This is a genomic window from Streptomonospora nanhaiensis (assembly GCF_013410565.1).
GTDB classification, from domain to species: Bacteria; Actinomycetota; Actinomycetes; order Streptosporangiales; family Streptosporangiaceae; genus Streptomonospora; species Streptomonospora nanhaiensis.
Map to the genome: position 1 here is coordinate 3,939,773 of NZ_JACCFO010000001.1, position 25,620 is coordinate 3,965,392.

Below are 25,620 nucleotides of genomic sequence, written 5' to 3' on the forward strand. Positions count from 1 at the left end.
CGCGCGGGCCCGGCCCCCGGAACCGCGCCGGCCGCTACCGCTCGAAGCGCACAGCCTGCGGCGCCGGCTCCGCCTCGGGGTCGGTGGTGATGTCGGTGGCGACCTCGAAGGCCAGGCCGTCGACCGCGTCCTCGGGCACGACGAAGGTCGCCGCGACCCGGACCTCCTCGCCGGCCTTCAGCGGCTTGCCCTCCTCGTCGAAACAGCCGTAGTCGGGGGCGATCGCGTCGGCGACGCTGGGGCGCATGTCGTAGCCGGAGGCGGTGCCCCACCAGCGCTCGCCGTCGCCCTCGACCGCGCGCACCGCGCAGGTGCCCAGCAGCTTGGCCGCGCGGCCCTCGCCCGGCACCACGGTGAAGAAGGCGTCGACCACCACCGCGCCCTCGGGCGGCGGCGCGGCGTCCTCGACCTCGCCCACGGCCACCTCGTCCAGCGACCAGGTGTTGCCGAGCAGGTCCACCTCGTCCTGGCCCTCGGGCACCGCCTCGGCGATGGGGTACATGGATCCGTCCTGGAGGGCCGAGCGCCGCTCCAGCCACCACGGCACGCCGAAGGCCACCGGGACCATCACGACCAGCACCGCGATGGAGGGCAGCTGGGCGCGACGCCACCACGGCCCGGTGCGGCGCGGCTCCGAGAGCCGCGTTCCACGGCGCCCCTCGGGGGGTGCCGTGGGGCCGGGAGGGGCGGGGGGCACGCCCGGCGGCGGGCCCGGCCGCGCCGGGGGCGGGCCGAACGAGGGGGCGCCCGGCGGGGGCGGCGGCCCGAACCGGCCGGGGGCGGGGTGGGGGCCGGTGGGCGGCTGGGCCGGGGGCGGTCCGGCCGGGCGGTGCCCGGGGGGCGGGCCCGGCGGCATCCGGTAGGGGTTGGGGGCGCCGGGGGGCGGCCCCGGCGGCAAAGGACCCGGCGGCGGCCCCTGCGGCGGGCCGGGCGGAGGGCCGTAGGGCGGGCGGTGGCCGGGCGGCGGACCCGGGGGCGGCCCGTAGCCCGGTCCGGGCGGCGGCGGGCCCGGGGGCTGCTGTCCGCGCCTGCGGGGATCGTCGGGGTGCATGTCAGCGGCTTTCTACGGGATCACGGGATCTGCGCCGGCGCCGGGATGGAGATGGACTCCTCCGGCGAGGCGGTCATCTCGGCGATCTCGTCCTCGCCGAGGCCGAGGTCGATGTCGGCGCGGGCGCTGAGCCGGGCGTCGAGGGACTCCCGCGCGCTGACCTGGAGGACGGGGTCGACCAGCCGGTCCTTGGGGACCTCGAACACGAACGCGCCGCCCACGGAGATCCCCGGGCTGAGCGTGGGGCCGCTGCCGGTCCCCAGGCCGTTGTACAGCCAGGAGGTCACCGAGTAGGTGTAGCCGTCGCCCATGGCCAACCGGGCCTCCACGGTGCCCAGCGGAGCGTGCTGGGAGGTGATGCGGGCGGGCACCACCACCCACACGCCGTGCGGCTTGAGGGCGGCGCCGCCGCCCAGCCCGCCCTCGTCCTGGACGGAGGCGGCGATCCGGGCCTCGCTGGCGGTGATGGTGAACTGATCGGCGTCGACCTCGGTGCCGACCTCGCCGGAGAAGGCGATGGGCTCGGTGTCGTCGGTCTCGCCCGGCAGCATGGACTGCGCCACGAAGATCAGCACGAGCAGGACCGCGCAGGAGGCCACGGTGAGAGCGCGGCGCGGGAGTGCGGTCGCCATGAGGGCCTAGACCTCCACCGTCACCGGGAGCGTGACCTCGGCCGCGACGTCGTCCTCGGAGAACCAGCGCTCGGACTGGTCGGTGAACCCGGGCTGGTAGACGTTCTGGTGGACGGTGAGGGTGACCTCGCGCTCCTCGGCCACGACGGGGCCGAGGTCCGGGGGGTCCTCCAGCAGGGCGTCCCAGTCGACCTCGGCCTGCTCGCGCTCGCACTCCAGCCGGGCGAGGGGGTCGTCGCAGTCCTCGTCCTTCTTGTCGGGCTCGCCCAGCGACCACACCAGCAGGGCCTCCTCGGGCATGTCCGGCTGGATCTCGCTCACCACGCCCGCGGGATGGCGGGTGTACTTCACGGTGAGCATGGTGGTCTCCAGCTTGCCCGAGGGGAACTCCACCTCGATGGACTGGTCGATGCTGTCGGCCCAGAACGGCTGGGTGTCGTTGGAGACGAGGTCGGCGCGCACCTGGAGCACGGTCAGGCCGGTGTCGGGGTCCTCGGTGAAGACGGCCTCGTGCGGGGTGAGGGTGAACTGCCGGGTCTCGACCTTGGTGCCCGGCGGCGAGGCGGGCGCGGCGTCGGCGGGTTCGAAGCCGCCGGCGGCCCAGATGGCCACCGCCGAGACGGTCAGCAGCACGCTGCCCCCCAGGGCGATGAGGGCACGCGCGAACCGGCCCTCGGGGAGGATGCCGCCGCCCGGGCCTTCGGGGTGGGGAGCGTGGTGTGCCACGGGGAGGAAGTCTAGGGGCAACACGCCCGGTCGTGTCGTTCGCGGCCTGATGCGGACAGATTCCCCAGGGCGGGCGGTGGTCGGGGAAACCCGCAGGTGGGGCGGCCGGTCACCGGCGGCGGGGGCGGGCGGCGGCGGGGCCGCGCGGCGTCTTACGGCGGGGCCGCCGTGGCCGAAAGCGGACTGTAAGGCGGGCGCAAGACCGGCTTCCTAGGCTCAAGGCACACTCGGCGAAACCGGTACCCGCGGGAGGACGGCCCGCGGGCGCCGGTTGAACCGGGTGCCGGGGCCGAGAAGGCAGGTCGGCGGGGAGCCCGACCTGCGCGGCCCCGCGCTGCTGCGGGCACGCGGGAACCCCGCGTCCGCGCGCGCTCTCGGGGGAGGCGGTGCGGCCGGTGGTCCGGTCCGGGCCGCCCGGCAACCGCCTGTGCGTCATCCGAACTCAAGGGAGTACCTATGTCCGGGATCCTGGCCGCGGACCCGCGCGTCGAAGAGATCGAGTTCGCGCTGATCACCGCGGGCATCGAGGTGCCCGCCACGGCGCGGCTGGAGCCCATGGGGGACGACTTCCTACCGCTTGAGGACGAGGACGACGTCGAGTTCACCGACGAGGACGACCCGGCCATCGACTGGCCCTAGCCCTCGCCCCACTGACACAAGGAGCAACCAATGACGCTGACGCCGGTCGCCGACCCGATGGTCGACATCGAGTTCGCGCGCATCACCGCGCGGCTGGAGCCGTTCTCCGAGCCCGACCCGGAGCAGGGCGGCGAGCCCGCGCCCGTCTCGACCACGCCGGCTCCCCAGGAGACCGAGCCCAAGCAGGGCGAACGCCCCGCCGAGCGTCCGGAGCCGGCCGATCGCTAACGGCCGTCGCGGCCGTTTCACCGCCGCCGTACGCTGGGCATTAGGAGGGGTGCTCAGCGTGCGGCGGCGATTTCTCCCGCCGCCGCGAATGGCCTTGCTAGAGTGCTATTCGTGAATTTTGGCGTGCTGGGTCCCATTTCGGCCTGGTCGGATGGTGCACCGGTCCCGGTCGGCGGACCGCGGCAGCGGTGTGTCCTGGGCGCGCTTCTGGTCGATCTCGGCAAGGAAGTAACGGTCGAGCGGCTGATCGAGTTCCTCTGGAACGACAATCCCCCGCGCACGGCACGCTCCGTGATTCAAGTGCAGATTTCGCATTTGCGGCGCGCGTTTCCCGATGTCATCCAGACCACCGCCGGCGGCTACCTCGCGGCGGTCGAGCCCGACAACGTCGACCTCCACCGCTTCCGCGGCCTGGTCGCGCGCGCCGAGGCCGCCGACGACCCCGCCGAGGCCGTGGTGCTGTGGGACAAGGCGCTGGGCTGCTGGCGCGGCAACCCCTTCTCGGGCACGGGTTCGGAGCACCTGTGGTACGCGGTCTCCCAGCCGCTGCTGGAGGAGCGCTGGGCGGCACGCACCGCCTGGGCGCAGTGCGCGTTCTCGCTGCACCGCTACTCCGAGATCATCACCCGGCTCACCCCGCTGGTCCGCGAGGACCCGCTGCGCGAGCGCCTGCAGTACTACCTGATCGCCGCGCTGTACCGTAGCGGGCAGCGCGCGGCGGCGCTCACCGCCTTCCAGGAGACCCGCGAGTACCTCGCCGAGGAGCTGGGGGTCGACCCCAGCCCCGAGGTCATGGAGCTGCACCAGCAGATCCTGCGCGACACCGAGTCGGGGCCCGGGCGGCTGGCCGGCGCCATCGACCTGTCGCGGGTGGCCGAGCCCGTGGCGTCCCCGCCGGCCGCCGACCCCGCCGAACGCCCGCGCGACTTCGTGCCGCGCAACGACCTCCCCCGCGACATCCCCGACTTCACCGGCCGCGAACGCGACCTGGAGCGGCTGCTGGCCCTGGGCAAACGCGACGAGGGCCGCGCCGAGATCGCCGTCATCACCGGTCCGGGCGGTGCCGGAAAGACCACGCTGGCGGTGCACGGCGCGCACCGGCTGGCCGAGTGCTTTCCCGACGGCCAGCTGTTCATCGACCTCTACGGCTACACCGTCGAGCAGGACCCGATCACGGCGGTGTCGGCGCTGGGCAGCCTGCTGCGGGCCATCGGCGTGCAGCCCGACACCATCCCCGAGTCGGTCGAGGAGCGCGCGGCGCTGTGGCGGGCCAGCCTGGCCGGGCGGCGGGTGCTCATCGTGCTCGACAACGCCGCGAACTTCGCGCAGATCAGCCCGCTGCTGGCGGCCGCGCCGGGGTCGCTGACCATCGTCACCTCGCGCCAGGACCTCCCCGGGGTCAGCGGGGCGCAGTACATCGCGCTGGGCATGCTGAGCCCGGAGTCCTCGCTGCGGCTGTTCTCCACCGTGCTGGGCGAGGACCGCGTCGCCCACGAGGAGGCCGAGGCGCGCGAGGTCGTGCGGCTGTGCGGCGGGCTGCCGCTGGCGCTGCGGATCGTGGCCGGGCGCATGCTCAGCCGGCCCCGGTGGACGTTCCAGCACGTCAAGCTGCGGCTGGGCGAGCACCAGCGGATGTTCCGCGAGCTGCGGATCGACGGCCAGAGCGTCGAGGCGGTCTTCGAGCTGTCCTACCAGAGCCTCAACGACGAGCAGCGCGAGGCGTTCTTGCACCTGGGCGTGATGATCGGGGGCACGGTCGACCTGCACGGCGCGGCGGCGCTGCTGGACCGCGACCCGCCCGAGGCCGACGACCTGCTCCAGGAGCTGGTCAGCGTGTGCCTGTTCGACGAGCCCAGCGTCGACGTCTACCGGTTCCACGACCTGCTCGGCGCCTACGCCCGCGAGAAGGCGGCCACCGACCTCCCGGAGGGCGAGGCCGCGGCGGCGCGCCGGCGGCTGGCCGACCACTACCTCGACATGGCCAACCGCGCCGCCGACATGCTGGGACCGCGCGGGCACCACTTCGAGGTCGACTCCCAGAAGTCCTCGCGCTACCAGAGCCGGCTGGCCAACCGCACCGAGGCCACCACGTGGTTCGAGCGGCACCAGGACAACCTCGCCTCGGCGGTCGACTTCTACGCCGCCTCGGGGCTGGACGACGAGGCATGGCAGCTGGCCGACTCCCTGTGGCGGCACTACGCCAACCACGGCCAGACCGAACTGCTGCTGTCGACCCAGGAGAAGGCGCTGGCGGCCAGCCGCGCCAAGGGCAACGAGCGCGGCAGCGCGGCGACCCTTATCGGCCTGGGGATCGCGCACTGCCTGTCGGGCCGCTTCCAGCACGCGCTGGGCCTGCTCAACGAGGCGCGCGACATCCTCGCGGCCATCGACGACGAGCGCGGCCAGGCGCGGGTGTACTCCAGCCTGAGCGTGGTCTACGACCGGATGGGCCGCTTCCACGACGCCCTGTCGTGCGCGTGGAAGGTGTTCGAGTACGCGGTGTCGGTGGGCGACCGCGCGCTGGAGGGCCTGCAGCGGGCCAACATCGCCGCGATGTACCAGGTGCTGGGCGACTACGACAAGGCCGTCGAGTTCTGCGAGTCGGCGCTGAAGATCAAGCACGAGGAGGGCCAGTACGAGACCTCGGCCCAGGTGCTGCGCATCCTCGGCGAGGTCAACACCCAGCAGGACAACCTGGAGCGCGCGTTCTCCTACCTGTCGGAGGCGCTGAAGCTGGCGCAGCTGATCGGGTCGCAGCGCGACGAGATCTACATCCGCAACGCGATGGCGGTGGCGCTGCGCCGCAAGGGCGACATCGAGGCCGCGATCGAGTCCCACCTGCTGGCCCTGGACATGGGCGAGGAGACCGGCCAGCACAGCGCCGACGCCGAGATCCTCACCGAACTGGGCGCCACCTACGCCGAGGCCGGCCGCTTCGAGGAGGCCCGCCAGGCCCAGGAGAGCGCCCTCGACCTCGCCCGCAAGCGCGAGGAGCGCCACGTGGAGGGCCGCGCCCTGATGCGGATGGGCACCCTGCCGCCGGAGGTGGTCGACCGCGAACGCGCGATCGAGTTCCTGGCCGCGTCGGCCGAACTCTTCTCCGGCCTGGGCGCCCCGGAGGCCCAGCAGGCCCACGACGCCCTGCAGGCGGCCGTCTAGGCGGCCCACGCGGCACGGCGCCCCCCGCGGGATCCAGCAAGGCACCGGGGGCCGGCACGGCCGGCGGCCTTCACCCGGTGTTCCACCGCCGCACCCTGCCGTCGGCGGCGGGTCCGGTCCCGCCGCCGGCGGCGGGACCGGTCGCCGCACGCGCGAGCGAGATCAGCGCCTCCTCCCGGTGCCGAGAGCACAGGGTGTCGCCGCCGTCCCGCGCCCGGACGCACCGGTCCACAGCGCACCGCCGCCCCCGCAGCGCGGCGCGCACCTCGCGGATGTGGACCGGGCAGTGGTCCTCGACCGGCTCGGTCAACGCGATGCAGTCGGGCACCGAGCACACCCGGCTTCCGTTCAGCCACCGCGACAGCCGAACCCACCACGGAACCGCCGGAGCGGGCCCGGCGGCTCGTCTCGCACCGTCCATACCCTCAACGTGACCCCGCGGTCGCGCCGCGACAACCCCGCCGTCCACACCCGGCCGATGTCTCTAGAGAGGTTTCCCAACCCACCGACCCCGGTACCCCGCCCCACCCCTCTCACCCGCCCCACCCATAAGGCGGTGCGACCACCCCACCGGGTCCGTTAGACTTGGGGGCGCAGCAATCGGGGTGTAGCGCAGCTTGGCAGCGCGCTTCGTTCGGGACGAAGAGGTCGTGGGTTCAAATCCCGCCACCCCGACAGGGAAATACAAGGTAAGAGGGCCTCGGAGATCATCCGAGGCCCTCTTCGTTCTGCAGAACGAGTCCTGCATCGGAATAGAGCGACGGCGGCCGGATCAGCCGCAGTCCCGTGTTGATCACTCGTCCGGAGCGAAGCGCTCAAGCCAGGTCTCAAACCGGGGCCCGAACTCCTCCTCGGCCTCAGCCAGCAGGTCGTTGGGGTCGTCCGGCGGGGTGAGGCCGAAGTTCCCACGCAACCACGCAAGGTACTCCTCGTGTCGCGGGCTGGGCTCGTCGCCTGGATCGTCGCGCTTCACGAACTGGGCCCCGTCCCAGCCGGGCCACTGCCACCAATCGCACCCCAGTTGGCGAAACAGGTCCACGAGGTTTCGGGCAACGACACCGATTCCGCCCTCGTCCCCGAACACCACAACGGGGAGGGTGCCCAGGTCCTCACGTTCGTCTATGCGCCAGAGTGCATAGACGGAGCCGGAGTGGTTGGCATAGGCGAAGCAGAGGAAGCTGTCGAGGAACTCCTGCTCCTTCGACCAGGTCGCGACGATGCCGTGCTCGCCGAAGGTGGTGGTTTCGAACCCGTGCGAGTAGTACTCGCTTCCGCTTTGCTGGTCGAACTCGTTGAGGAGGTTCAGTGCCGGGACAGGGGAGTAGGCATCGCTCATGGGGCGGCTCCGAACGCGGGGACGAAGATCGGCGAGAGTCCCGGTGAAGGGTAGTGCGCGCATATGACAGGCGAAAGGGACTCTCCCGTCTCCGCAGCGTCTCGCTGACGCCGCAGGTACGTCACCATCCCCGCCGTGGTCTACCGGGCGGGTGGCTGTGCGCCGGTCGCGGCCCTCATGCGGTGCTGGCCGACGCGTGAGTCGGCGCCCCTACGGGGCGGCGCCCTCCCGGTCGGGGGCCATCGCGCGGTGGACGCTGGCTCGGAGGAGGGCGCGGCGGCGGTCGTGGGTTTCCGCGGGTTCGTCCTCCGTGGCGGCGTAGACGTTGCTGACCGGTGACCACGCCATCGACATGGCGATCACCATGGCCATCAGGTCGAACGGGTCCCCCTGGCGGACGCGGCCGGCGGCCTGGGCCTCGACGATGGCGCGCAGTTTGGGGTCGTCGAGGCGGTCGGGGTCGTCGACCAGGTGGCCGGCCGGGCGGCGCTCCAGGCGGGCCCAGGTGGCCAGGCGGATGAGGTCGGGGCGGCGGAGGTACTCGTCGTAGAGGCGCACGGCCCAGTCGGCGAGGTCGGTGGCGTCGATCGGGACGACGTCCATGATGCGCCGCAGGGAGCCGAAGAAGACGGCGTCGAACAGCCCGTCCTTGCTCCCGAAGTAGGCGTAGAGCTGCGCCTTGTTCGTGCGCGCCGCCGCGACGATCCGCTCGACGCGGGCGCCCGCGATCCCGTGCTCGGCGAACTCCCGTGTCGCCACCTCGATGATGCGCTCGTAGGTGGCGGCTCCGCGCGAGGTCAGGGGACGGTCCGGCATGCGTTCCACGGTACCGAACAGAACAGTCGGTTTGCTTCGCGTCCCGCGGGCGTCGGCGCGCCGCCGGTTCGCCGCCGCGCCTGCGGCGGGCGCCGCTTCAGCGGCGCGACCCGCGCCCCGACGACCTCGTCGTCCGGGTGGACTACTGCGGGGTCTGCCACAGCGACCTGCACGCCCTCAGCACCTGGGGCGGCGACGGGGACGGTCCGCTGGTACCCGGGCACGAGTTCACCGGCGTGGTGACCGGCACCGGCTCCGCCGTCACCCGCTTCCGCGTCGGCGACGCGGTAGCCGTGGGCAACATCGTCGACTCCTGCGGCGCGTGCCCCATGTGCCTGGCCGGCCAGGAGAACTTCTGCCGCGACTTCCCGACCCTGACCTACGGCGGCGCCGACCGCCGCGACGGGACGGTCACGCTCGGGGCCTACGCCCGCGAGTACGTGGTCGGCGAGCGCTTCGCCCACCCCCTCCCCGCCGGCCTGGAACCTGCCGCCGCCGCCCCGCTGCTGTGCGCCGGTGTCACCGTCTGGGAACCCCTGCGCGCCCTCGGCGTGGGGCCGGGAAGCCGCGTGGCGGTCGCAGGGCTGGGCGGGCTGGGCCACCTCGCGGTCAAGTTCGCGGTGGCCTCGGCGCCGAGGCCACGGTCGTCAGCCGCTCGCCGGGCAAGGCCGGCGACGCGCGCCGGCTCGGCGCCGACGGGCTCATCGTCTCCACCGACCCGGCGCGCATGGCCGAGGCCCGCGACCGGTTCGACGTGGTCGTCGACACCGTCTCAACCCCGCACGACCTCGGTCCCTACCTGCGGCTGGTCGCGCTGGACGGCACGCTCTGCCACCTGGGGCACCTCGGCCCCGTCACCGTGGAGACCACCGACCTGCTCATCGGCCGCAGGCGGCTCACGTCCGCGGGCAGCGGCGGCAGGCCCGCCACCGCCGCCATGCTCGACTTCTGCGCCGCCCACGGCATCACCGCCGACGTCGAGGTGCTCCCCTCAGCGCGGGTGAACGAGGCGTTCGACCGCCTCCGGCGCAGCGACGTCCGCTACCGGTTCGTCCTCGACCTGTCCGACCTGGACTGAGCGGCCCCGACAGCGGTGGGCGCCGGACCCGTCAGGAATCGAGAAGCGCCCCTGGGGGCGTCCCCCGTAGCGTCATGGGCATGGCAGACATCGAGAACATCACCCTGTCCGTGGCCGACACCGCGAACGCTGAGCGGTTCTACTCCGCCTTCCTCGGGCCGTACGCGCCGATCCGGGTGCGGGCCTCCGAGGCCGCGACCGCCGGCTTCCGCGGGTTCACCCTGGCGCTCACCGTCGCGCAGCCGGCCGACGTCGACCTGCTCGTCGGCGCCGCCCTCGACGCCGGCGCCACGGCGCTCAAGCCCGCCACCAAGTCGCTCTGGGGCTACGGCGGGGTCCTGCGGGCCCCCGACGGGACCGTCTGGAAGGTCGCGACCTCGGCCAAGCGGAACACCGCCCCCGCTTCGCGGCGGATCGAGGAGTTCGTGCTCCTGCTGGGGGTCGAGGACGTGGTCGCGAGCAAGCGGTTCTACGTCGGCCAGGGTATGGCCGTGGACAAGAGCTTCGGCCGCACCTACGTCCAGTTCACCGCCGAGGAGGGCCGCGTCAAGCTGGCGCTGTACCGGCGCCGCGCCCTCGCCAAGGACCTCGGGGTGGCGCCCGAGGGCAGCGGGTCGCACCGGGTCGTCATCGGCGGCAGTGGTGGGGACTTCACGGACTTCACCGACCCGGACGGGTTCGAGTGGGAGGCCGCGGTGGCCGCGTCCGCTTCCTGACACGCCGCCGTTGTGCCGGGCTGGGCGGCCTTCCGGTGACCGCCCCTCCGGGGACAGGTCGGCCACGACCGCACCGCCGCGACGCCGGGCCTCCGGGACACCGGGACCCCGGGCAGCCACGGCGCCGCACCTCCACGGCACCGGCCGCCTTGAGCGACGGGGGTGCCGGGCGGCTCGGGCAACCCGGTGTCCCCGCGTGGCTTGGCCGGTCCCGGCGGGCGCGCTCCCGCGCCTGCCGCGCGGAGCGCCCGCCTCCGCGGTCGTTTACGGGAAGGACGTGTCGGTGACCCCGACCGGGGCGCCCATCGCCTCCTGCAGGGACTCCAGCAGCCTCTCCAGGTCGCGGCCCTCGGGCTCCTCCAGGAAGGCGGTGACCGCGGCGTAGACGTCGACCGTGGCCTCGGGCCGAGCGGTGTCGAAGGCGCCGATGAGGAAGCGGCCGAAGGTCGGCGACTCCGGGTCCTCGTCCAGGACCCACGTGCCGCCGACGTCGCTGAACATGTACTCCGCGCAGTAGGTGGTCAGCAGCAGGTCGAAGGGGTCGTAGCCGATCATCCGGAACGCGGTCAGGTCCTCGACCCCGCAGATCGTGCTCATGTGGGTCAGCCCGTGGCTCGGGTTCTCCAGCAGGGTCTCCGGCGGGTCCCAGCGGGAGAGTTCGCCCAGGTAGACGACCGCGTCGCGACTCGCCTGGATCCAGGCCGGAAGCGACTGGCGGCGCTCGTCGAGGACGCGGGCCGCGGCCTCCGGTGTGAGCGGGTCGGGCACCGGTTGCTCCGGGTCGAACGGAAAGGCCATGGAATCCCCTTTGATCACGGACGTATCGGGGCCGCGATCCTACGGCGGCGCGGTGTCACCGGCGAATCGGCGGGCCCGGTCCTCAGCGCCGCCCCGGGCCCGCGAACGGGTCGGGGAAGGCGGTCGGGGCCTCGGGGCGGTTCCGCTCGACCTCGGCACGGCGGTCGGCCTCCTGGGCGGTGTGGAACCACACGCTCACAGCCCCGGAGCCCAGGGCCAGGACCAGCCCCGCCACCACGGCGAGCACGGCCGCGCGCGTGCCCCTGCTCACAGGTCCGCCAGGACGGTCGCCGCCACGGCCTCGGCCGCCTCGCGGGCCAGGTCGGGCGTGCTCGGTTCGGCCGTGTAGGAGACCGACAGGACGTCCCGGCCCAGCAGGACCGTGACCTCGGCCCGCGCGCCCGCGGCGCCCCCGGAGTCCGCCGGTCCGGACTCGGCGAACGCGGCCTCCCCCAGGTCCGGCACCGCGCGCGGAGCGGAGCCGTCGCCCGCCGCGTACGCCCGCGACCAGTCGAACGCCTCCCGCGCCTCGGCCCAGCCGCTGCCGAAACGGGTGGTGCCGTGCCGCTCCAGCACGACCGCCAGGTCGCCGCGGCGGCCGTCCGCCTGGCGGCCGTCCCCGCTGGTGGCGGTGCACTCGGCGCGGTTGAGCACGTCGTGGCGGGGGTCCGCGCGGTGCTCCACGCGGGCCAGCGGGACGGCCGTGTCCATCTCCCGCGGGGCGATAAGCGCGCACAGGTCGCGTGGCGCCGGGTCGGCCGCGCCGCCCCCCGACAGGAACGCCGCGGCCATTATCCACGCGCCCATCCCGCCCACGGCGATCCCCACGGCCGTCGTGCCGCGCGTCACCCAGACGACCGTCCGTTCGAGACGCGCCAGTTCCGCCCGGCCGTCCTTGGCCCCACCGTTCATCGCACCCCCCCGGGGGGAGTCTGGCAGAGCGGTATGAAGGAGGTGTGTGGGATGTCCGGAGTCGGGTGGTTGGGAAGTCGTGTACCGCCGCGGTGCCCGTGGGGCCGCTGAGTAGAGTGGTCCGTTGTCCGTTTCGGGGGAGAGCCAAGAGGAGGACGCCATGGCCGATAACGGTCAGCCCGGCGCCGCGACGGCGGGCGGCGGTGCCGCGCCGGTGTTCCGCCTCGCCGACGAGGCCGACATCCCGCTGCTGGTCGAGCTGGTGAACTCCGCCTACCGCGGCGACTCCTCCCGGAAGGGCTGGACCACCGAGGCCGACCTGCTGGGCGGCCAGCGCGTCGACGCCGAGGGCATCGCCGAGCTGCTGGCCCGCCCCGGCACCCGGGTGATCGTCGCCGAGGTCGGCGGCGACCCCGTCGCCTGCTGCGAGCTGGCCGGCGGACCCGGCGCCGACGGCGCCGCGGGCGGCGACGCCTACTTCGGCATGTTCTGCGTGCGGCCCGACGCCCAGGGCGGCGGACTCGGCGCGCGCGTGCTGGCCGAGGCCGAGCGGGTCGCCCGCCAGGAGTTCGGGTGCCGCCGCATGCGTATGACGGTCCTGCACCAGCGCGAGGACCTCATCGCCTTCTACGAGCGCCGCGGCTACCGGCGCACCGGCCGCTTCGAGCCGTTCCCCTACGGCGACCCCCGGTTCGGGCTGCCCAAGCGCCCCGACCTCGTCTTCGCCGAACTCGCCAAGCCGCTCACGGACTGACGGCGGCCCGGCCCGGCGGCCGGCCTCCGCGCGCCACGCCCCTCCACCCTGCCGGGCCGACGCCGGCCGCATATGTATACTGACCGGTATGGTTACTTCAGGCGAAGGGAGACGGCACATGCGGCCCACGACGGGGGCACCCGCGCAGTCCGGGCCGGGCACCGCCCCGGTGACACCGGTGGCCGACCTCAACCGGTGGGGCCGCACGGCTCACCCGGTGCCCGAGCGCATGACCGCCGTCGTCCTCACCCGCCACGGCGGCCCCGAGGCGCTGGAGGTCCGCCACGACGTCCCCACCCCCGGGCTCGCCGACGACCAGGTGCTCGTGGCCGTCGCCGCCGCCGGCATGAACAACACCGACGTGTGGAGCCGCGAGGGCGGTTACGGAACCGCGGGCGACCCCTCGGCGGTGGGCGGCTGGCGCGGGGTGCCGCTGGACTTCCCCCGCGTCCAGGGCGGCGACATCGCCGGGCGGATCGTGGGCGTGGGCGCGCGCGTCGACCCCGCCCGGCTCGGCGAGCGGGTGCTGGTCGACGGCGCCCTCTACGACTCCGACAGCCCCCACGCCAACGCCGTGGGCCTGCTCGGCAGCGAACGCGACGGCGGGTTCGCCCAGTTCGCGGCGGTCGAGGCGCGCCGCGCCCACGACGTGGGCGCCAGCCCGCTCTCCGACCGCGAACTCGCCGCCCTCCCGATCGCCTACGGCACCGCCGTGGGCATGCTGGAGCGCGTCGGCCTGGCGCCGGGCGAACGTGTGCTGGTCACCGGCGCGTCGGGCGGCGTGGGCCTGGCCCTGGTGCAGTTGGCGCGGGCGCGCGGCTGCACGGTGGTCGCCGTCACGACGGCCGACAAGCGCGACCAGGTCGCGGCGGCCGGCGCCGACCGGGTCCTGGAGCGCGGCGCGGTCCCCCGCGAGCACCTGGACGCCCCCGTCGACGTGGTGGCCGACGTGGTCGGCGGGCCCGCATTCCCCGACCTCGTCGACGCCCTGGGCGAGGGCGGCCGCCTGGTGACCGCCGGCGCGATCGCCGGAGCCGAGATCACCCTCGACATCCGCCGCCTCTACCTGCACACCCGGCGGATCGTCGGCTCGGCCATGTGGACCCCCGCCCACTACGACCGCCTGGTCGAGGAGGCCCGGCGCGGCGCCTTCGCCCCGGTCATCGCCGACACCTACCCCCTGGCCGAGATCGGCGCGGCGCAGCGGGCGTTCGCCGAGAAGCGGTTCGTGGGCAAGCTCGTGCTGGACGTCCCGCCGGCCGCGGCCGGGTGAGGACGGCCCGACCCGGACGCCGCGCCGGCGGTCAGTCGGTGCGCGGGGACCGCTTGCGCAGTTCGTCGATCAGCCGCGACGCCTCGGCCTTGGTGAGGTTCTCGGGGACCTCCTCCCCGCTCTCGCGGGCCAGGGTCTCCAGGTAGCTCAGCTGCGGCCCCGTGGCGGGCTCCTCGCCGGTCGCCCAGTCGTCGGGGTCCTTCCGGGGATCTTGCTCGGTCATGGGGCACCCCCTACCCCGGCGCCGCCGTTCACCCACGCGCGCGCGGGCTAGGGGTGGGACAGCGCGAAGGAGAGAAGGAACCCGGCGACGGTGATGACGCCCATCGCCAGGTGGGTGTCCTCGAACGCCTCGGGGATCATGGTGTCGGCGATCATCGCGAGGATGGCGCCCGCGGCCACCGCGGTGACCGCCGCCACCACGGGCACGGGCAGGCCGCCCACCACCGCGTAGCCCAGGACGGCCGACACCGTGCCCGCCGCGGCGATCCCGCCCCACACGCCGAACACGTAGGCCGGGCCGCGCCCCGAGCGCCGCATGCCCGCCGAGCTGGACAGGCCCTCGGGCAGGTTGCTGATGAAGACGGCCGCCACGGTCACCAGGCTGACCGCGCCGCCGTGCGCGATCCCCACCCCGATGACCGCCGACTCCGGCACGCCGTCGAGCAGCGCCCCCAATGCCAGCGCCAGCCCCGAGCCGGACCGCTCCTGTTCGGAGGGCGGGCGGCGGTGCGGCCCGGACCGCTTGCGGTGCCGCGCTCCCCGCCGGGCCAGGGCGAGGTCGCCCAGGGTGTAGGCGGCCGCGCCGACGAGGGTGCCCGCCACCGTGGGCACCAGCCCGCCCTCGCTGTGGGCCTCGGCGAGGAGTTCGAACGACACCGCCGACAGCAGCACGCCCGCGCCGAAGGCCATGACCGAGGCGGCCACCAGGCGGGGGACGCGCAGGGCGTAGCCCAGGACGGCCCCCACGAGCAGCGCGGACCCCGCCAGCAGGCCCCAGGCGCCTGATTCGAGCATCGCGGTCATGGGCGGCCCAGTACCCGCCGCGCGCCGGGGCAGTCGCCGGCGGCCGCGCGGGTGGCGGCGCGCCGACGGGCGCCCGGCGGGCCCGGCCGCCCCTAAAGCCCCGGACCCATGCGCCGCTCCAGTTGCTCGACGCGCCGCACCAGCGGCTGGAGGTGCTGCTGGAGCGCCGCCGCCAGCGCGCGTTCGGGGTGGCTCGCCGCCGGCGCGGGGGTCTGGGCGCGCAGGTGCACGTAGCCCGCCAGGGCGGCGCTGACCGTGCGGCGGGTGAGGCGGAGTTCGGCGCCGAGGTCGCGCAGCAGCTGCCCGGCCGCGCCGTCGGGTTCGGCGATCAGGCCCAGCAGCAGGTGTTCGCAGCCGACGTAGTTGTGGCCCAGCCCGACGGCCTCGGAGGCGGCGCGTTCGAGCGCGGCGGCGGCCGTGGGGCTGTAGAGGACCGAACGGTCCTCAGCGGCGGAACCGGCGGACTCGGCGGCGGGGTCGGTGTCACGGAGTCCGCGGTCGATCCGGGCGGGGTCGATCTCCAGCACCTTGAGGACGTGCAGGGCGAGGTTGGTGCCCTCGGCCACCATGGCGCCGAGCAGGTGGGCCGTGGTGACCTGCGGAGCGGAGTCGGCGCGGGCGGGCCGCCGCCCTCGGCGCGCGGCCCGCGGGCCGGCTATCCGCCCTCGAACACGATCTCCACGCGGCGGTTCTGCGCGCGGCCGGCGGGGTCGTCGTTGCCCTGGTCGTCGGTCTCCTCGGCCACCGGCTCCTCGGAGCCGCGTCCGCTGGCCTCGATCTCCGGCGCGTCGGCGCCAAGCTCGTCCAGCAGGGCGTCGCGCACCGCCTCGGCGCGGCGCTCGGAGAGGTCCTGGTTGTAGGAGTCCTCGCCCAGGCCGTCGGAGTGGCCGACCACCTCGACGGTGCCCGTGGCCCCGCGCAGCCGCTCGGCGATGTCGGCCAACTGCTGCCGGGCGTTGCCGGTGAGCGCGGCCTCGTCGAACTCGAACAGCACGTCGGCGGAGACCGTCACCGTGGTGGTTCCGCCCCGGACCTCCTCCGACTCCAGCGGCGTGATAAAGTTCTCCAGGTCGATCGGCTCGACCGAGCCGTCGGGGTCGATCGCCTCGACCGACCTCTCTAGGTCGGCCGGGCCCACCTCGGGGTCGGCGGCGGCCGGCAGCGCCGGGCCGAGGACCAGCAGCGCCGCCAGCGCCACCGCCCCGCTGCGCGGCGCCGTCACCGCTGCACCGGGATGCCGGTCACCGGCGGCAGGCTGCCCGCATAAAGGTCCATGGTCTCCACGTCCTCGGGCGGGGCGGCGTAGGTGTAGCTCACCTCGCGGGGCTCGCCGAAGGTCAGCGTGGTCTCGACCACGTCCGGGCCCAGCCGGTGGGCGTTGCCCGCGCGGACGACCTCGTGCCGGTTGAGGTTCACGGAGTCGACCAGGTAGGGGTAGGCGCCGAAGCTGCTCCACAGGTCGTACATGCTCGCGCCGTCCTGGCCGTCGCCGGTGTCGCCGGCGGTGATGGTGACCGTGAGGTGCATGAGGTCGCCCTGGACCTGGAGCGCGTGGATCTGCACCTCGGCCTCGCCGTCGGCCACGGTGTAGGGCCAGGTGTCCTCGGCGACGACCTCGGTGGTCTCGGTGGAGGCGGAGCCGCCGCCACCGCCGCCGTCCTCCTGGCCGCCGCCGGTGTCGTCGGCGGCCTCCTGGCCCTCGCCGCCGCCCAGGCCGCACCCGGACAGCAGGAAGGCGAGGGCCATCAGCGGAACCACGGCCCTGACGGGGGATCGCATCTGCGGCACTCCTCGGTTCGGGGGAAGGGATGGGGGAACCCGCCGGGTTGGACGCGGCCGGGCGCGGTTGCGTTCCCCCGCCCCCGGGTCACACCCGCGTGTCCTCCGCCTCCGCCGGCCGCGCCTGGGCGCGGCGCCGCCGCAGCAGGGAGACCAGCGGCGGAACCGCCACGACGGCCACCAGCACCACCAGCAGCGTCCCCGAGATCGGCCGGGTGAGGAACCCGGTGGGGTCGCCGTCGAACAGCAGCAGCGAGCGGCGCAGCGAACTCTCCAGCAGCGAGCCCAGCACGAACGCCAGCACCAGCGGCCCCGGCTCGAACCCGAACTTCTTCATCAGGTAGCCGAGCAGGCCGAAGACGATGACCAGGGCGATGTCGAACACGCTGTTGCGCACGGTGTAGACGCCCACCAGGGTGATCAGCACGGTGATCGGCGCCAGGATCGCGGCCCGCACCCGCAGGATCTTCACGAACAGCCCCACCAGCGGGATGCTCATGATCAGCAGCAGGATGTTGCCGATGTACATCGAGTTGACCACGCCCCAGAACAGCTCCGGCTCGGCGGAGACCAGTTCGGGGCCGGGCTGCACGCCGTGGATGAGCAGCGCGCCGAAGATCATCGCCATGGTGGCGTTGGCCGGGATGCCCAGGGTCAGCAGCGGGATGAACGACGACGTGGAGGCCGCGTTGTTGGCGGTCTCCGGCGCGGCCACGCCCTCCACCGCGCCGCGCCCGAACCGCTCGGGCGTGCGGGAGCGGCGCTTCTCCACCGCGTAGGCCGCCAGCGACGACAGTGTGGCGCCGCCGCCGGGCAGGATTCCCAGCAGGAAGCCGAGCACCGAGCCGCGGCCCATGGCGCCGGCCGATTGGCGCAGGTCGGCCCACGAGGGCCACGCGTTGGCCACCGTGGCGGGCGCGGCCGCGGCCGTGTGCCGCTGCTCCAGGTTGTGCAGGATCTCGCCGATGCCGAAGACGCCCATGGCGATCGGCACGAAGTCCAGGCCGTCGGCCAGGGACAGCGAGTCGAAGGTGAAGCGCTCGGCACCGGTGAAGGTGTCGCGGCCGACCGTCGCCAGCAGCAGCCCCAGGCAGGCGGCGATGACCGCCTTGAGCCGGCCGCCGTTGCCCACCGTGGCCACCAGCAGGATGCCCAGCAGCGCCAGCGCGGTGTACTCGGGCGGACCGAAGTCCAGGGCGAAGCCCGCCACCACGGGCGCGAGCAGCGACAGCGCCACGATGGACAGGGTGCCGCCCGCGAACGAGCCGATCGCCGCGACCCCCAGCGCCGTGCCCGCGCGGCCCTGCCGGGCCAGGGCGTGGCCGTCGAAGACGGTCACCACCGACGACGCCTCGCCGGGCAGGCGCAGCAGCACCGAGGTGATGGTGCCGCCGTACTGGGCGCCGTAGAAGATGCCGGCCAGCATGATGACCGCGGTCACCGGCTCGGTGCCGAAGGTGATCGGCAGCAGGATCGCGATGGTCGCGGCGGGGCCGAGCCCGGGCAGGACGCCGACCAGCATGCCGACCACGACGCCGATCAGGCAGTAGAGCAGGTTGACCGGTTCGAGGACGACGCCGAACCCGTCGATCATGGGGGTCAGGGAATCCATGCCACTTCCTAGGAGAGGGGCGGCCGGGGTGCGGGCCTAGAAGAGGTGGGGGATCGGCACGGCGAGCAGGCCGACGAACACCACGTAGAAGGCGGCCACGATGGCCACCGAGGCGATGGCCGAGAGCCGCCAGGACTCCCCGCCGAGGAAGCGCAGCCAGACCAAGGCCAGCAGCGCCGAGGGGATCTCGAAGCCGATCACGCCGACCACCGCGACGAAGGCGACCATGGTCGCGAGCGCGGCCACCACCCGCCAGCTCGCCGCGGAGAACACCTCGGTGTCGCGGGTGCTGCGTAGCTGCGGGAGGAGGGCCGCGCCCAGGACGGTGATGGCGGCGCTGATGAGCAGGGGCCAGGTGCCGGCCGAGGGCTCGGCGGGCGTGCCCACCCCCAGCGACCACGAACCGGCGATCCCGGCGCCGCCCAGGGCCATCACCACCAGCGCGACGGCGGCGTTGGCCACCGGGCCCATCGGCGCCGCCGCGGGCTCGTCGGGGTCGGCCGGGCCGTCGGTGGCGCCGGGGGCGGGCCCGGCGCCCTCGAGGGCGCCGGCGGGCGCGGGCGCCGCCGGGCGCGGCCCGGGCACGGACGCGTCCTCGGCGGGGGCGGTCGCGGCGGCCGCGTCCTCGCCCCCGCCGGGGCGCTCGACCGGGCGCGCGCTCACCGCTCCTCGCTCAGGTCGATCCCGTACTCCTCGACCATGCCCCGGTACTCCTCCAGGTAGCCGGTCCACTCCTCGGTGACCTGGGCGGGTTCGATCTCGTGCGGGGTGAGGAGGTTGTCCTCGTTGAACGACCGGTAGGAGTCGGTCTCGAAGACCGCGGTGAATGCCGTCCGCAGCTCCTCGACCACCTCTTCGGGGGTGCCGGCGGGCGCCACGACCGCGCGGTACTGGGAGACGCGCACCTCGTAGCCCTCCTCCACCGCGGTGGGGACGTCGGGCAGGTACTGGTTGGTGTCCTCGGAGAAGGTCACCAGCGGCACCAGCTCGCCGGCCTCGATCTGGGCGATGGCCTCGCCGAGCTGGACGGCCGCGACGTCGACCTCCTCGCCCAGGACGGCGGTGAGGGTGGGGGAGCCGCCGGTGAAGGGCACCGCGGTGCCGTCGACCCCGGTCCAGAAGCTGGAGCGCGAGGTCGGCGTGCGGCTCCTCGAACGCGACAGCCGCCGCGTGGTGCTCACCGCCGCGGGCGAGGCGTTCCTGACCGAGGCGCGGCGCCTGCTCGCGCTCGCCGAAAGCGCGCCCGACCTCGCCCGGCGCATCTCCGCGGGGTCGCGGGGCACCCTGCGCATCGGGTTCACCGCCGCGTCGTCCTACGGCGTGCTCGGCCGGCTGCTCAACACGCTGGAGCGCGAGCTGCCCGAGATCGACGTCGACCTGTTCGAGATGGTCACCCGCGAGCAGGTCGACGCCCTGCTCGGCGGCGAACTCGACGTCGGCCTGGCCCGCCCGCCCTTCGACACCGACGTGTTCGGCTCCCGGGTGCTGCACCGCGAGGGCCTGCTGCTCGCGGTGCCCGCGGCCCACCCGCTGGCGCGCCGCGACGGCGCGCTGAGCGTCGAGCACCTGGTCGACGTCCCGCTGATCATGCACTCGCCGACCAAGGCGCGCTACTTCTACGACCTGGTGGTGGGGCTGATGCCGATCGCCCACCAGAACGTCGTGCACACGGTGAGCCAGGTGCTGACGATGGTCTGGCTGGTGGCGGCCGGCCGCGGGGTGGCGTTCGTGCCCGCGTCGGCGACCGGGCTCGGCGTGGCGGGCGTGGTCTACAAGCAGCTCGCCGGACTGCCCGAGGACCCGGTGGAGCTGCACGTCATCTGGCTGCGGGAGTCGCGCAACCCGGTCATCCACCGGGCGCTGGAGGTGTGGGGCGCGGCACGCGGCGGCGCCGCGGGCGGCGCGTGACGATGCCGTGGCGGTATCGGACGATGTTCAGATTGTCTTGGACAGCATCGAAAACCGGTCCGTACGGTTACGCACAACACACCACCCCCCGCCTGGGCGGGCTTGACCTGCCGATCTAAGGACGCGCGTGAACACGATGCACCCCGGTGACCTCGCCGACCGGCTGAAGTCCGGCCTCCTGTCCTTCCCCGTCACCCACTTCGACCGCGACCTGGCCTTCGACGAGGCGCGCTACCGCGAGCACCTCGCCTGGCAGGCCGGACACGGCGTCTCCGGCCTGTTCGCCGCCGGCGGGACCGGCGAGGGCTTCTCCCTCACCCCCGCCGAGATCGACACAGTGGTGCGCACCGCCGTGGACGAGGTCGGCGGCACCGTGCCCGTGGTGGCCCCCGCCACCGGCGGCACCGCCGCGGCGGTCGCCCAGGCCCGCGCCGCCCAGGAGGCCGGGGCCGACGGCGTCCTGCTGCTGCCGCCCTACCTCACCGAGGCCGGGCAGGCGGGCCTGATCGAGCACGTGAGCGCGGTCTGCGCGGCCACCGACCTCGGCGTCATCGCCTACAGCCGCGCCAACGCGATCTACACCGACGAGACCGTCGCGGTGCTCGCCGACCGCAACCCCAACCTCATCGGGCTCAAGGACGGCGTCGGCAACATCGAGGCGATGACCCGCACCTACGCCCGCGTGGGGGACCGGCTCATCTACATCGGCGGGCTGCCCACGGCCGAGACCTTCGCGCTGCCGCTGCTGCAACTGGGAGTCAGCACCTACTCCTCGGCCATGTACAACTTCGCGCCCGAGTTCGCGCTGGGGTTCTTCGAGGCGGTCCGCGCCCAGGACCGGGAGGCGGTGTACCGCAAGCTCAACGAGTTCGTGATCCCCTACCTGGACATCCGCGACCGCGCGCGCGGGTACGCGGTGTCGATCGTCAAGGCCGGCCTGGACGCGGTCGGCCGGTACGGCGGCCCGGTCCGCCCGCCGCTGACCGGCCTCACCGAGTCCGAGCGCGGCGAACTGGCCGCCCTGGTCCAGAAGGTGGCGTGACCGCCGCGCGCCCGCACCTCCTCCACCACCACGAGGATCCGGAGAACCGATGACCACACAGCCCCAGTCCCTCGCCGGCCGCGACCGGGCCGCAACCGCCGACCGGATCACCTCGGTGGCCCTGTCCCGCGTGGACCTGCCGCTGGCCACGCCGATCAGCGACGCCAAGGTGCTCACGGGCCGGCAGAAGCCCCTCACCTCGGTGTCGATGCTGTTCGCCGAGATCCGCACCGAGGAGGGGTGGGAGGGGGTCGGCTACACCTACTCCAAGCGGGCCGGCGGGCCGGGCCAGTACGCCCACGCCCGGGAGGTCGCGCCCGAGCTGATCGGCGAGGACCCCAGCGACATCCAGCGGCTGTGGACCAAGCTGGTGTGGGCGGGCGCGTCGGTGGGGCGCAGCGGCCTGGCCACGCAGGCGATCGCGGCGATCGACATCGCCCTGTGGGACCTCAAGGCCAAGCGGGCCGGGCTGCCGCTGGCCAAACTGCTGGGCGCCCACCGCGACGCGGTCCAGTGCTACAACACCTCGGGCGGCTTCCTGTCGACGCCGCTGGAGCAGGTCGTGGAGAACACCCGCGCGGCGCGGGCGGCGGGTATCGGCGGGATCAAGATCAAGGTCGGCCACCCCGACAACCGCGAGGACCTGCGGCGCGTCGCCGCCGTGCGGGAGGAGCTGGGCGACTTCCCGCTGATGGTGGACGCCAACCAGCAGTGGAACCGCAGCACGGCCGTGCGGATGGGGCGCACGCTGGAGGAGTTCGACCTGGTGTGGATCGAGGAGCCGCTCGACGCCTACGACGCGGAGGGGCACGCGGCCCTGGCGCGTGAGCTGGCGACGCCGATCGCCACGGGCGAGATGCTGACGAGCGCCCGGGAGCACGAGGACCTGATCCGGATCGGGGCGGTGGACTTCATGCAGCCCGACGCCCCGCGCGTCGGCGGGGTGACGCCGTTCCTCAGCATCATGGAAAGCGGCAGGCGGGCGGGGGTGCGGATGGCCCCGCACTTCGCGATGGAGATTCACGTCCACCTGGCGGCGGCCTACGAGATCGACCCGTGGGTGGAGCACTTCGACTGGCTCCAGCCGCTGTTCAACGAGCGCCTGACGATCGCCGACGGCCGCATGCACATCCCGGACCGGCCGGGGCTCGGCTGCACGATCAGCGAGCAGGCCAGGGAGTGGACGGCGCAAAGCGTGAGAGTGGACGCCGACGGGCTGACCGACCTGAAGGTGTAGCGGAGAAGAAGGCAGGAAGGCAGTGCCCGGCGCCGCCCGAAGGGCGAGGGTGCCGGGCACTGCATGTTGCATGTGATGGCGGAGGATCCCCGCTGCGCGGGGAGCACTCGCGAGGTCCGGGAGATTTCCCGGACCTAGGAGGTCCATCCCCGCGCGTGGGAGAACACCCTAAATGACCTGGAACGCTATCCGGCCCTTGCTCCGTTTTCAGCCACTTCTGTGATTCGACTGGACGCCCCGCAGGGCAGGCTTGCGGGCGCCGCCCACCGCTCCCTCCGCCGGTCAGTCCTGCCCCGCCGGGGCCGTGGCCACCGCTCGGGCGGTGCGTCCGCCGGTTCCCGTGTCCGGGCGCTCGGCCGGGGATTCGGCACGCTCTTCCCGTTCCCCATCCCCTACCGCGCCGAACCTCGCCAGTACCTCGCCGGTCTCGCGGTCGGTCACGGCCGCGCGGACCGCCGGGCGGCGGCCCTCCACCGGGATCGCGAAGACGACGTCGACGTCCCGGCCGTCGCGGCGGCCCGCGAACGCGGCCAGGCTCCAGCAGCCCTGCCGCCACACGTCCTCGGGATCGTCGGCGACCACCAGGCCCGCGTTCGTCCGCCACACGTCACTCGCGCGCAGCCGGGCCAGCGCCGTGGAGACCGGCACCTCCCGCACCTCGCACGGGGTGCCGCTGAGCGCCCGCTTCCGCAGTTCCACCAGTTCGGGCGAGAGCGCGGCCAGCAGCGCCACCTCCACCACCAGCACCGCGCCATGGCCGAGCGTCGGCGCGGCCACCACCCCGGCGCCCGTCGCCGGGAGTTCCACGGTCACCCCGGCCGCCACCGCCAGCAGCGCCCCGCGCGTGATGCTGCGCCAGTCGACCGGGGTGGTGCTCAGCGAGCCGAAGCAGCCGCACCCCATGTCCGGGGCCGTGCGGCGCAGCACCACGAGCGCGACCGCCGCCCCGGCGAACAGGGCGGCGACGGCCCCGCGCGCGAGGCCGCCCGGCAGGCCCGGCAGCACCATCACCGCGACCGCCAGCACGCCCTCGGCGGCGCCGTTGGCCAGCGTGGCCGGCCGGCGCCAGCGCGGCGGAAGCAGGACCGCCGGGCCCTGCCCGCGCCGCGACCGGTCGGCGGACTTCGCCAGCGCCCCCAGCAGCAGCAACACCGCCAGCAGCGGCAGCTGCACCTCGCGGATCACCTCGGTCATCGCGCTCATCGCATCGCTCTCTCGGACATCGCGGTCATCCCCCCGGCACCGCCCGCTTCGTTCCCCCCGCACCGCCCATCACCGTCAGCCCACCACCATGGTCGCGTTGAAGCATCCGGACTCCGGGCGTCCGCCCAGGGCCAGGAAGCTCATCAGGGTGAGGTGGGCCAGGCGGCCCTGGGCGCCGTTGTCGCACACCGCGCAGACGTCGCAGAAGTGCGCCGCCGCCGCGCCGCACTCCACCACCGGGAGCGCGGCGACGGCACCGGTGCAGTCGTTGCGCAGGGTGAACGTCGTGCCGATCGACATCAGCGGCAGGTGGAGGCAGCTCTCGGGGCGGTCGCAGCCGTCGTGGCCGCTCGCGGCGTCCAGCGCCGGGTAGGCGGCGCCGCGCAGGTCGCTGTGCGGATCGGGGCGGGATCGGTCGGCGGCGGTGCCGTCCCGCCCACCATCGGCGCCGGGGCCGGGAGCGGGTACGGGGTCGTACCAGGCGACCGTGCCCGACAGCCGGACGCCCCCGGCCGCGCGCTCGGCCGCCGACCGCCGGGGCGCGGGTGGGCGCGGCGGGGCGTCCCACACGGGGAAGGGCGGCTGGGTGGTGACCGGCAGGGTCGCGTGGAACGCGCCGTCCTCCCACACGCCCACCGCGTCGAAGAGGTAACCGGGTTCGAGCACGGGGTGCCGCACGCCGATCCGCCCGGAGTAGCGGTAGGGCACCACCACCTCGCGGCGGGGCCGGCCGTGGCCGGCGTCGATCTCCAGGGTGTCGCCGGACCGGGCGGCGATGACGCCGGTGGCCCGGCCGAGCCGGACCCACACGCGCTCGGCGACCCACCCGCCGGGGCGGCAGCGGACGACGACGTCGTCGCCGACCCGCACCGCCGAGACCCCGGCCTCGCGGCCGCACCAGAACGTGGTGGCGGCCTCGAAGAGCAGGCGGTCCTCGCCCTGGGCGGTGGCCACGACAAGCAGGTGCGGGGTGACGTCGAGGACGGTGCCGCGCACGAGGGCGGCGGGAGGTTCGGCGTACGCGGGGGCGGCGCGCCCGCCCAGTACGGCGGCGGCCAGCCGCCGCCGATCGGCCGTCCGCTCCCGCATCCGCCCTCCCGGTGCCGCCGGTTCCGCTCGGCCGGTGCCCGCGCCCGCCGAGTGCGGTCCCCGCCTCTCCTCCATTGTCGCCTCCCTGACCTGCCCGGCGGCACCACACGCCGCACCGGACCGCCCGCGTTACGCCGGTGTTTCGCGGGAGTGACGCCCTTCACGCCCAAGCCGCGACAAACCATTGCGGCGTGTTACCGATGAAGAACCTTCCGTAAACAGCATTGATCAATGTCCGTACCGGTCGCACGCTCGTCATTACGGTCGGTGATGACAAACCGGACCGAATCGGCTCCGCTCTGCGAAGGGAACTCCTATGGACACCACCGCCACCACGGCTTCCGCCGGCGGCACCGCCGTCACCACCACCGCCGCCGCCGGGTCCCGGCGGCGCGCCGCGCTCGCCCGCGCCGCCACGCTCGCGGCCGCCGTGCCGGCCCTGGTGCTGGCGCTGTCCGCGCCGGCGAGCGCGGCCGAGCTCGCGCCCATCGCCGCGGCCGCCGACGGCCTCGTGGCCGCCGTCTCAGAGCAGCTCGCGATCAGTTCCACGCTGGCGGGGCTGGGGCTGTGACCCCGGAGGGCGCCGCCCACCGCTGAGAACGCGGC

General features: G+C 74.2%; 30 protein-coding genes, 1 tRNA gene and 1 pseudogene. 13 read left to right on the forward strand and 19 right to left on the reverse strand.

The window, feature by feature from the left end; all coding sequences use genetic code 11:
• Window positions 1–34: 34 nt before the first annotated feature.
• The 3 genes from HNR12_RS17270 to HNR12_RS17280 form a co-directional block, all read right to left on the reverse strand.
• A complete protein-coding gene (locus tag HNR12_RS17270) occupies window positions 35–580 on the reverse strand; it encodes a hypothetical protein (protein WP_179768551.1) in 546 nt (181 codons plus the stop codon).
• 491 nt (window positions 581–1,071) lie between these two features.
• Window positions 1,072–1,683 carry a hypothetical protein gene (locus HNR12_RS17275; protein ID WP_179768553.1) on the reverse strand — a complete coding sequence of 204 codons (612 nt, stop codon included), beginning with the start codon at window positions 1,681–1,683 and terminating at the stop codon, window positions 1,072–1,074.
• A gap of 6 nt (window positions 1,684–1,689) precedes the next feature.
• Window positions 1,690–2,409 carry a hypothetical protein gene (locus tag HNR12_RS17280; RefSeq protein WP_179768555.1) on the reverse strand — a complete coding sequence of 240 codons (720 nt, stop codon included), beginning with the start codon at window positions 2,407–2,409 and terminating at the stop codon, window positions 1,690–1,692.
• A 456-nt stretch (window positions 2,410–2,865) separates the two neighbouring features.
• On the opposite strand from HNR12_RS17280, the gene HNR12_RS17285 reads away from it, so the two are divergent.
• The 3 genes from HNR12_RS17285 to HNR12_RS17295 all read left to right on the forward strand — a co-directional run bounded on the left by HNR12_RS17285 (window position 2,866) and on the right by HNR12_RS17295 (window position 6,435).
• On the forward strand, window positions 2,866–3,048 hold the full coding sequence (locus HNR12_RS17285) for a hypothetical protein (protein ID WP_179768557.1): 183 nt from the start codon (window positions 2,866–2,868) through the stop codon (window positions 3,046–3,048).
• A 30-nt stretch (window positions 3,049–3,078) separates the two neighbouring features.
• Complete coding sequence (locus tag HNR12_RS17290; protein ID WP_179768559.1) at window positions 3,079–3,276, forward strand: hypothetical protein; 198 nt, start codon at window positions 3,079–3,081, stop codon at window positions 3,274–3,276.
• 315 nt (window positions 3,277–3,591) lie between these two features.
• Entirely contained in the window at window positions 3,592–6,435 is a 2,844-nt protein-coding gene (locus HNR12_RS17295; protein ID WP_246425110.1) for an ATP-binding protein, read from the forward strand.
• 70 nt (window positions 6,436–6,505) lie between these two features.
• On the opposite strand, the gene HNR12_RS17300 is transcribed toward HNR12_RS17295, so the two are convergent.
• On the reverse strand, window positions 6,506–6,763 hold the full coding sequence (locus HNR12_RS17300) for a hypothetical protein (protein WP_179768563.1): 258 nt from the start codon (window positions 6,761–6,763) through the stop codon (window positions 6,506–6,508).
• Between the two features lie 273 nt (window positions 6,764–7,036).
• Here HNR12_RS17300 and HNR12_RS17305 point away from each other — a divergent pair.
• A tRNA-Pro gene (locus tag HNR12_RS17305) sits at window positions 7,037–7,110 on the forward strand.
• A 118-nt stretch (window positions 7,111–7,228) separates the two neighbouring features.
• Here the strand turns inward: HNR12_RS17305 and HNR12_RS17310 are convergent.
• Entirely contained in the window at window positions 7,229–7,771 is a 543-nt protein-coding gene (locus HNR12_RS17310; protein ID WP_179768564.1) for a hypothetical protein, read from the reverse strand.
• Between the two features lie 210 nt (window positions 7,772–7,981).
• Window positions 7,982–8,587 carry a TetR family transcriptional regulator gene (locus HNR12_RS17315; RefSeq protein ID WP_179768566.1) on the reverse strand — a complete coding sequence of 202 codons (606 nt, stop codon included), beginning with the start codon at window positions 8,585–8,587 and terminating at the stop codon, window positions 7,982–7,984.
• A 137-nt stretch (window positions 8,588–8,724) separates the two neighbouring features.
• Here HNR12_RS17315 and HNR12_RS28575 point away from each other — a divergent pair.
• From HNR12_RS28575 to HNR12_RS17325, 3 genes and pseudogenes are all read left to right on the forward strand, one after another.
• Window positions 8,725–9,000 (forward strand): annotated as a pseudogene (locus HNR12_RS28575) (alcohol dehydrogenase catalytic domain-containing protein); the annotation flags it as partial.
• 95 nt (window positions 9,001–9,095) lie between these two features.
• Window positions 9,096–9,665 (forward strand): zinc-binding dehydrogenase, encoded by a 570-nt coding sequence (locus HNR12_RS28580; RefSeq protein WP_338119782.1) that lies wholly within the window; start codon window positions 9,096–9,098, stop codon window positions 9,663–9,665.
• Window positions 9,666–9,745: 80 nt separating this feature from the next.
• Window positions 9,746–10,381 carry a glyoxalase gene (locus HNR12_RS17325; RefSeq protein ID WP_179768568.1) on the forward strand — a complete coding sequence of 212 codons (636 nt, stop codon included), beginning with the start codon at window positions 9,746–9,748 and terminating at the stop codon, window positions 10,379–10,381.
• Between the two features lie 264 nt (window positions 10,382–10,645).
• Here the strand turns inward: HNR12_RS17325 and HNR12_RS17330 are convergent, their stop codons facing one another.
• The 3 genes from HNR12_RS17330 to HNR12_RS17340 all read right to left on the reverse strand — a co-directional run bounded on the left by HNR12_RS17330 (window position 10,646) and on the right by HNR12_RS17340 (window position 12,028).
• On the reverse strand, window positions 10,646–11,179 hold the full coding sequence (locus HNR12_RS17330) for a hypothetical protein (protein ID WP_179768570.1): 534 nt from the start codon (window positions 11,177–11,179) through the stop codon (window positions 10,646–10,648).
• A gap of 82 nt (window positions 11,180–11,261) precedes the next feature.
• Entirely contained in the window at window positions 11,262–11,450 is a 189-nt protein-coding gene (locus tag HNR12_RS17335; protein ID WP_179768572.1) for a hypothetical protein, read from the reverse strand.
• The gene (locus HNR12_RS17340) at window positions 11,447–12,028 is read right to left on the reverse strand and encodes a hypothetical protein (RefSeq protein ID WP_179768573.1); all 582 of its coding nucleotides are present in this window, start codon (window positions 12,026–12,028) and stop codon (window positions 11,447–11,449) included. The genes HNR12_RS17335 and HNR12_RS17340 overlap by 4 nt, the downstream gene beginning before the upstream one ends.
• Before the next feature lie 223 nt (window positions 12,029–12,251).
• Here HNR12_RS17340 and HNR12_RS17345 point away from each other — a divergent pair, with 223 nt between their 5' ends.
• Together HNR12_RS17345 and HNR12_RS17350 are read left to right on the forward strand one after the other, a co-directional pair.
• Window positions 12,252–12,845, forward strand: a complete 594-nt coding sequence (locus tag HNR12_RS17345; RefSeq protein ID WP_179768575.1) for a GNAT family N-acetyltransferase — start codon at window positions 12,252–12,254, stop codon at window positions 12,843–12,845.
• Window positions 12,846–12,963: 118 nt separating this feature from the next.
• Window positions 12,964–14,118, forward strand: coding sequence for a zinc-binding dehydrogenase (locus tag HNR12_RS17350; protein WP_246425111.1), 1,155 nt, complete (start codon window positions 12,964–12,966; stop codon window positions 14,116–14,118).
• A 31-nt stretch (window positions 14,119–14,149) separates the two neighbouring features.
• On the opposite strand, the gene HNR12_RS17355 is transcribed toward HNR12_RS17350, so the two are convergent.
• The 8 genes from HNR12_RS17355 to HNR12_RS17390 all read right to left on the reverse strand — a co-directional run bounded on the left by HNR12_RS17355 (window position 14,150) and on the right by HNR12_RS17390 (window position 19,629).
• A complete protein-coding gene (locus HNR12_RS17355; RefSeq protein ID WP_179768577.1) occupies window positions 14,150–14,341 on the reverse strand; it encodes a DUF3072 domain-containing protein in 192 nt (63 codons plus the stop codon).
• A gap of 47 nt (window positions 14,342–14,388) precedes the next feature.
• Window positions 14,389–15,135, reverse strand: a complete 747-nt coding sequence (locus HNR12_RS17360; RefSeq protein WP_246425112.1) for a ZIP family metal transporter — start codon at window positions 15,133–15,135, stop codon at window positions 14,389–14,391.
• Window positions 15,136–15,236: 101 nt separating this feature from the next.
• On the reverse strand, window positions 15,237–15,803 hold the full coding sequence (locus HNR12_RS17365; RefSeq protein WP_308118716.1) for a Clp protease N-terminal domain-containing protein: 567 nt from the start codon (window positions 15,801–15,803) through the stop codon (window positions 15,237–15,239).
• Window positions 15,800–16,366: an OmpA family protein gene (locus HNR12_RS17370; RefSeq protein ID WP_179768580.1), complete on the reverse strand. Its 567-nt coding sequence runs from the start codon at window positions 16,364–16,366 to the stop codon at window positions 15,800–15,802. Before HNR12_RS17370 ends, HNR12_RS17365 begins: the two co-directional genes overlap by 4 nt.
• Entirely contained in the window at window positions 16,363–16,923 is a 561-nt protein-coding gene (locus HNR12_RS17375; protein WP_179768582.1) for a hypothetical protein, read from the reverse strand. Before HNR12_RS17375 ends, HNR12_RS17370 begins: the two co-directional genes overlap by 4 nt.
• An 88-nt stretch (window positions 16,924–17,011) precedes the next feature.
• Entirely contained in the window at window positions 17,012–18,535 is a 1,524-nt protein-coding gene (locus tag HNR12_RS17380) for a tripartite tricarboxylate transporter permease (RefSeq protein ID WP_179768584.1), read from the reverse strand.
• 36 nt (window positions 18,536–18,571) lie between these two features.
• Window positions 18,572–19,198: a tripartite tricarboxylate transporter TctB family protein gene (locus HNR12_RS17385; RefSeq protein ID WP_338119783.1), complete on the reverse strand. Its 627-nt coding sequence runs from the start codon at window positions 19,196–19,198 to the stop codon at window positions 18,572–18,574.
• On the reverse strand, window positions 19,195–19,629 hold the full coding sequence (locus HNR12_RS17390; protein WP_218903486.1) for a tripartite tricarboxylate transporter substrate-binding protein: 435 nt from the start codon (window positions 19,627–19,629) through the stop codon (window positions 19,195–19,197). The genes HNR12_RS17385 and HNR12_RS17390 overlap by 4 nt, the downstream gene beginning before the upstream one ends.
• On the opposite strand from HNR12_RS17390, the gene HNR12_RS17395 reads away from it, so the two are divergent.
• The 3 genes from HNR12_RS17395 (at window position 19,619) to HNR12_RS17405 (ending at window position 22,722) form a co-directional block, all read left to right on the forward strand.
• Entirely contained in the window at window positions 19,619–20,443 is an 825-nt protein-coding gene (locus HNR12_RS17395) for a LysR substrate-binding domain-containing protein (RefSeq protein WP_179765514.1), read from the forward strand. The genes HNR12_RS17390 and HNR12_RS17395 overlap by 11 nt on opposite strands.
• A 136-nt stretch (window positions 20,444–20,579) precedes the next feature.
• A complete protein-coding gene (gene kdgD, locus HNR12_RS17400; RefSeq protein WP_179770680.1) occupies window positions 20,580–21,485 on the forward strand; it encodes a 5-dehydro-4-deoxyglucarate dehydratase in 906 nt (301 codons plus the stop codon).
• 49 nt (window positions 21,486–21,534) lie between these two features.
• Entirely contained in the window at window positions 21,535–22,722 is a 1,188-nt protein-coding gene (locus tag HNR12_RS17405; RefSeq protein ID WP_179768587.1) for an L-talarate/galactarate dehydratase, read from the forward strand.
• Between the two features lie 282 nt (window positions 22,723–23,004).
• Here the strand turns inward: HNR12_RS17405 and HNR12_RS17410 are convergent, their stop codons facing one another.
• Both HNR12_RS17410 and HNR12_RS17415 read right to left on the reverse strand, forming a co-directional pair.
• Window positions 23,005–23,916 (reverse strand): MauE/DoxX family redox-associated membrane protein, encoded by a 912-nt coding sequence (locus tag HNR12_RS17410; protein ID WP_179768589.1) that lies wholly within the window; start codon window positions 23,914–23,916, stop codon window positions 23,005–23,007.
• Window positions 23,917–24,000: 84 nt separating this feature from the next.
• On the reverse strand, window positions 24,001–25,014 hold the full coding sequence (locus HNR12_RS17415; protein WP_179768591.1) for a hypothetical protein: 1,014 nt from the start codon (window positions 25,012–25,014) through the stop codon (window positions 24,001–24,003).
• Window positions 25,015–25,330: 316 nt separating this feature from the next.
• Here HNR12_RS17415 and HNR12_RS17420 point away from each other — a divergent pair, with 316 nt between their 5' ends.
• The gene (locus tag HNR12_RS17420; protein WP_179765515.1) at window positions 25,331–25,585 is read left to right on the forward strand and encodes a hypothetical protein; all 255 of its coding nucleotides are present in this window, start codon (window positions 25,331–25,333) and stop codon (window positions 25,583–25,585) included.
• Window positions 25,586–25,620: the final 35 nt, after the last annotated feature.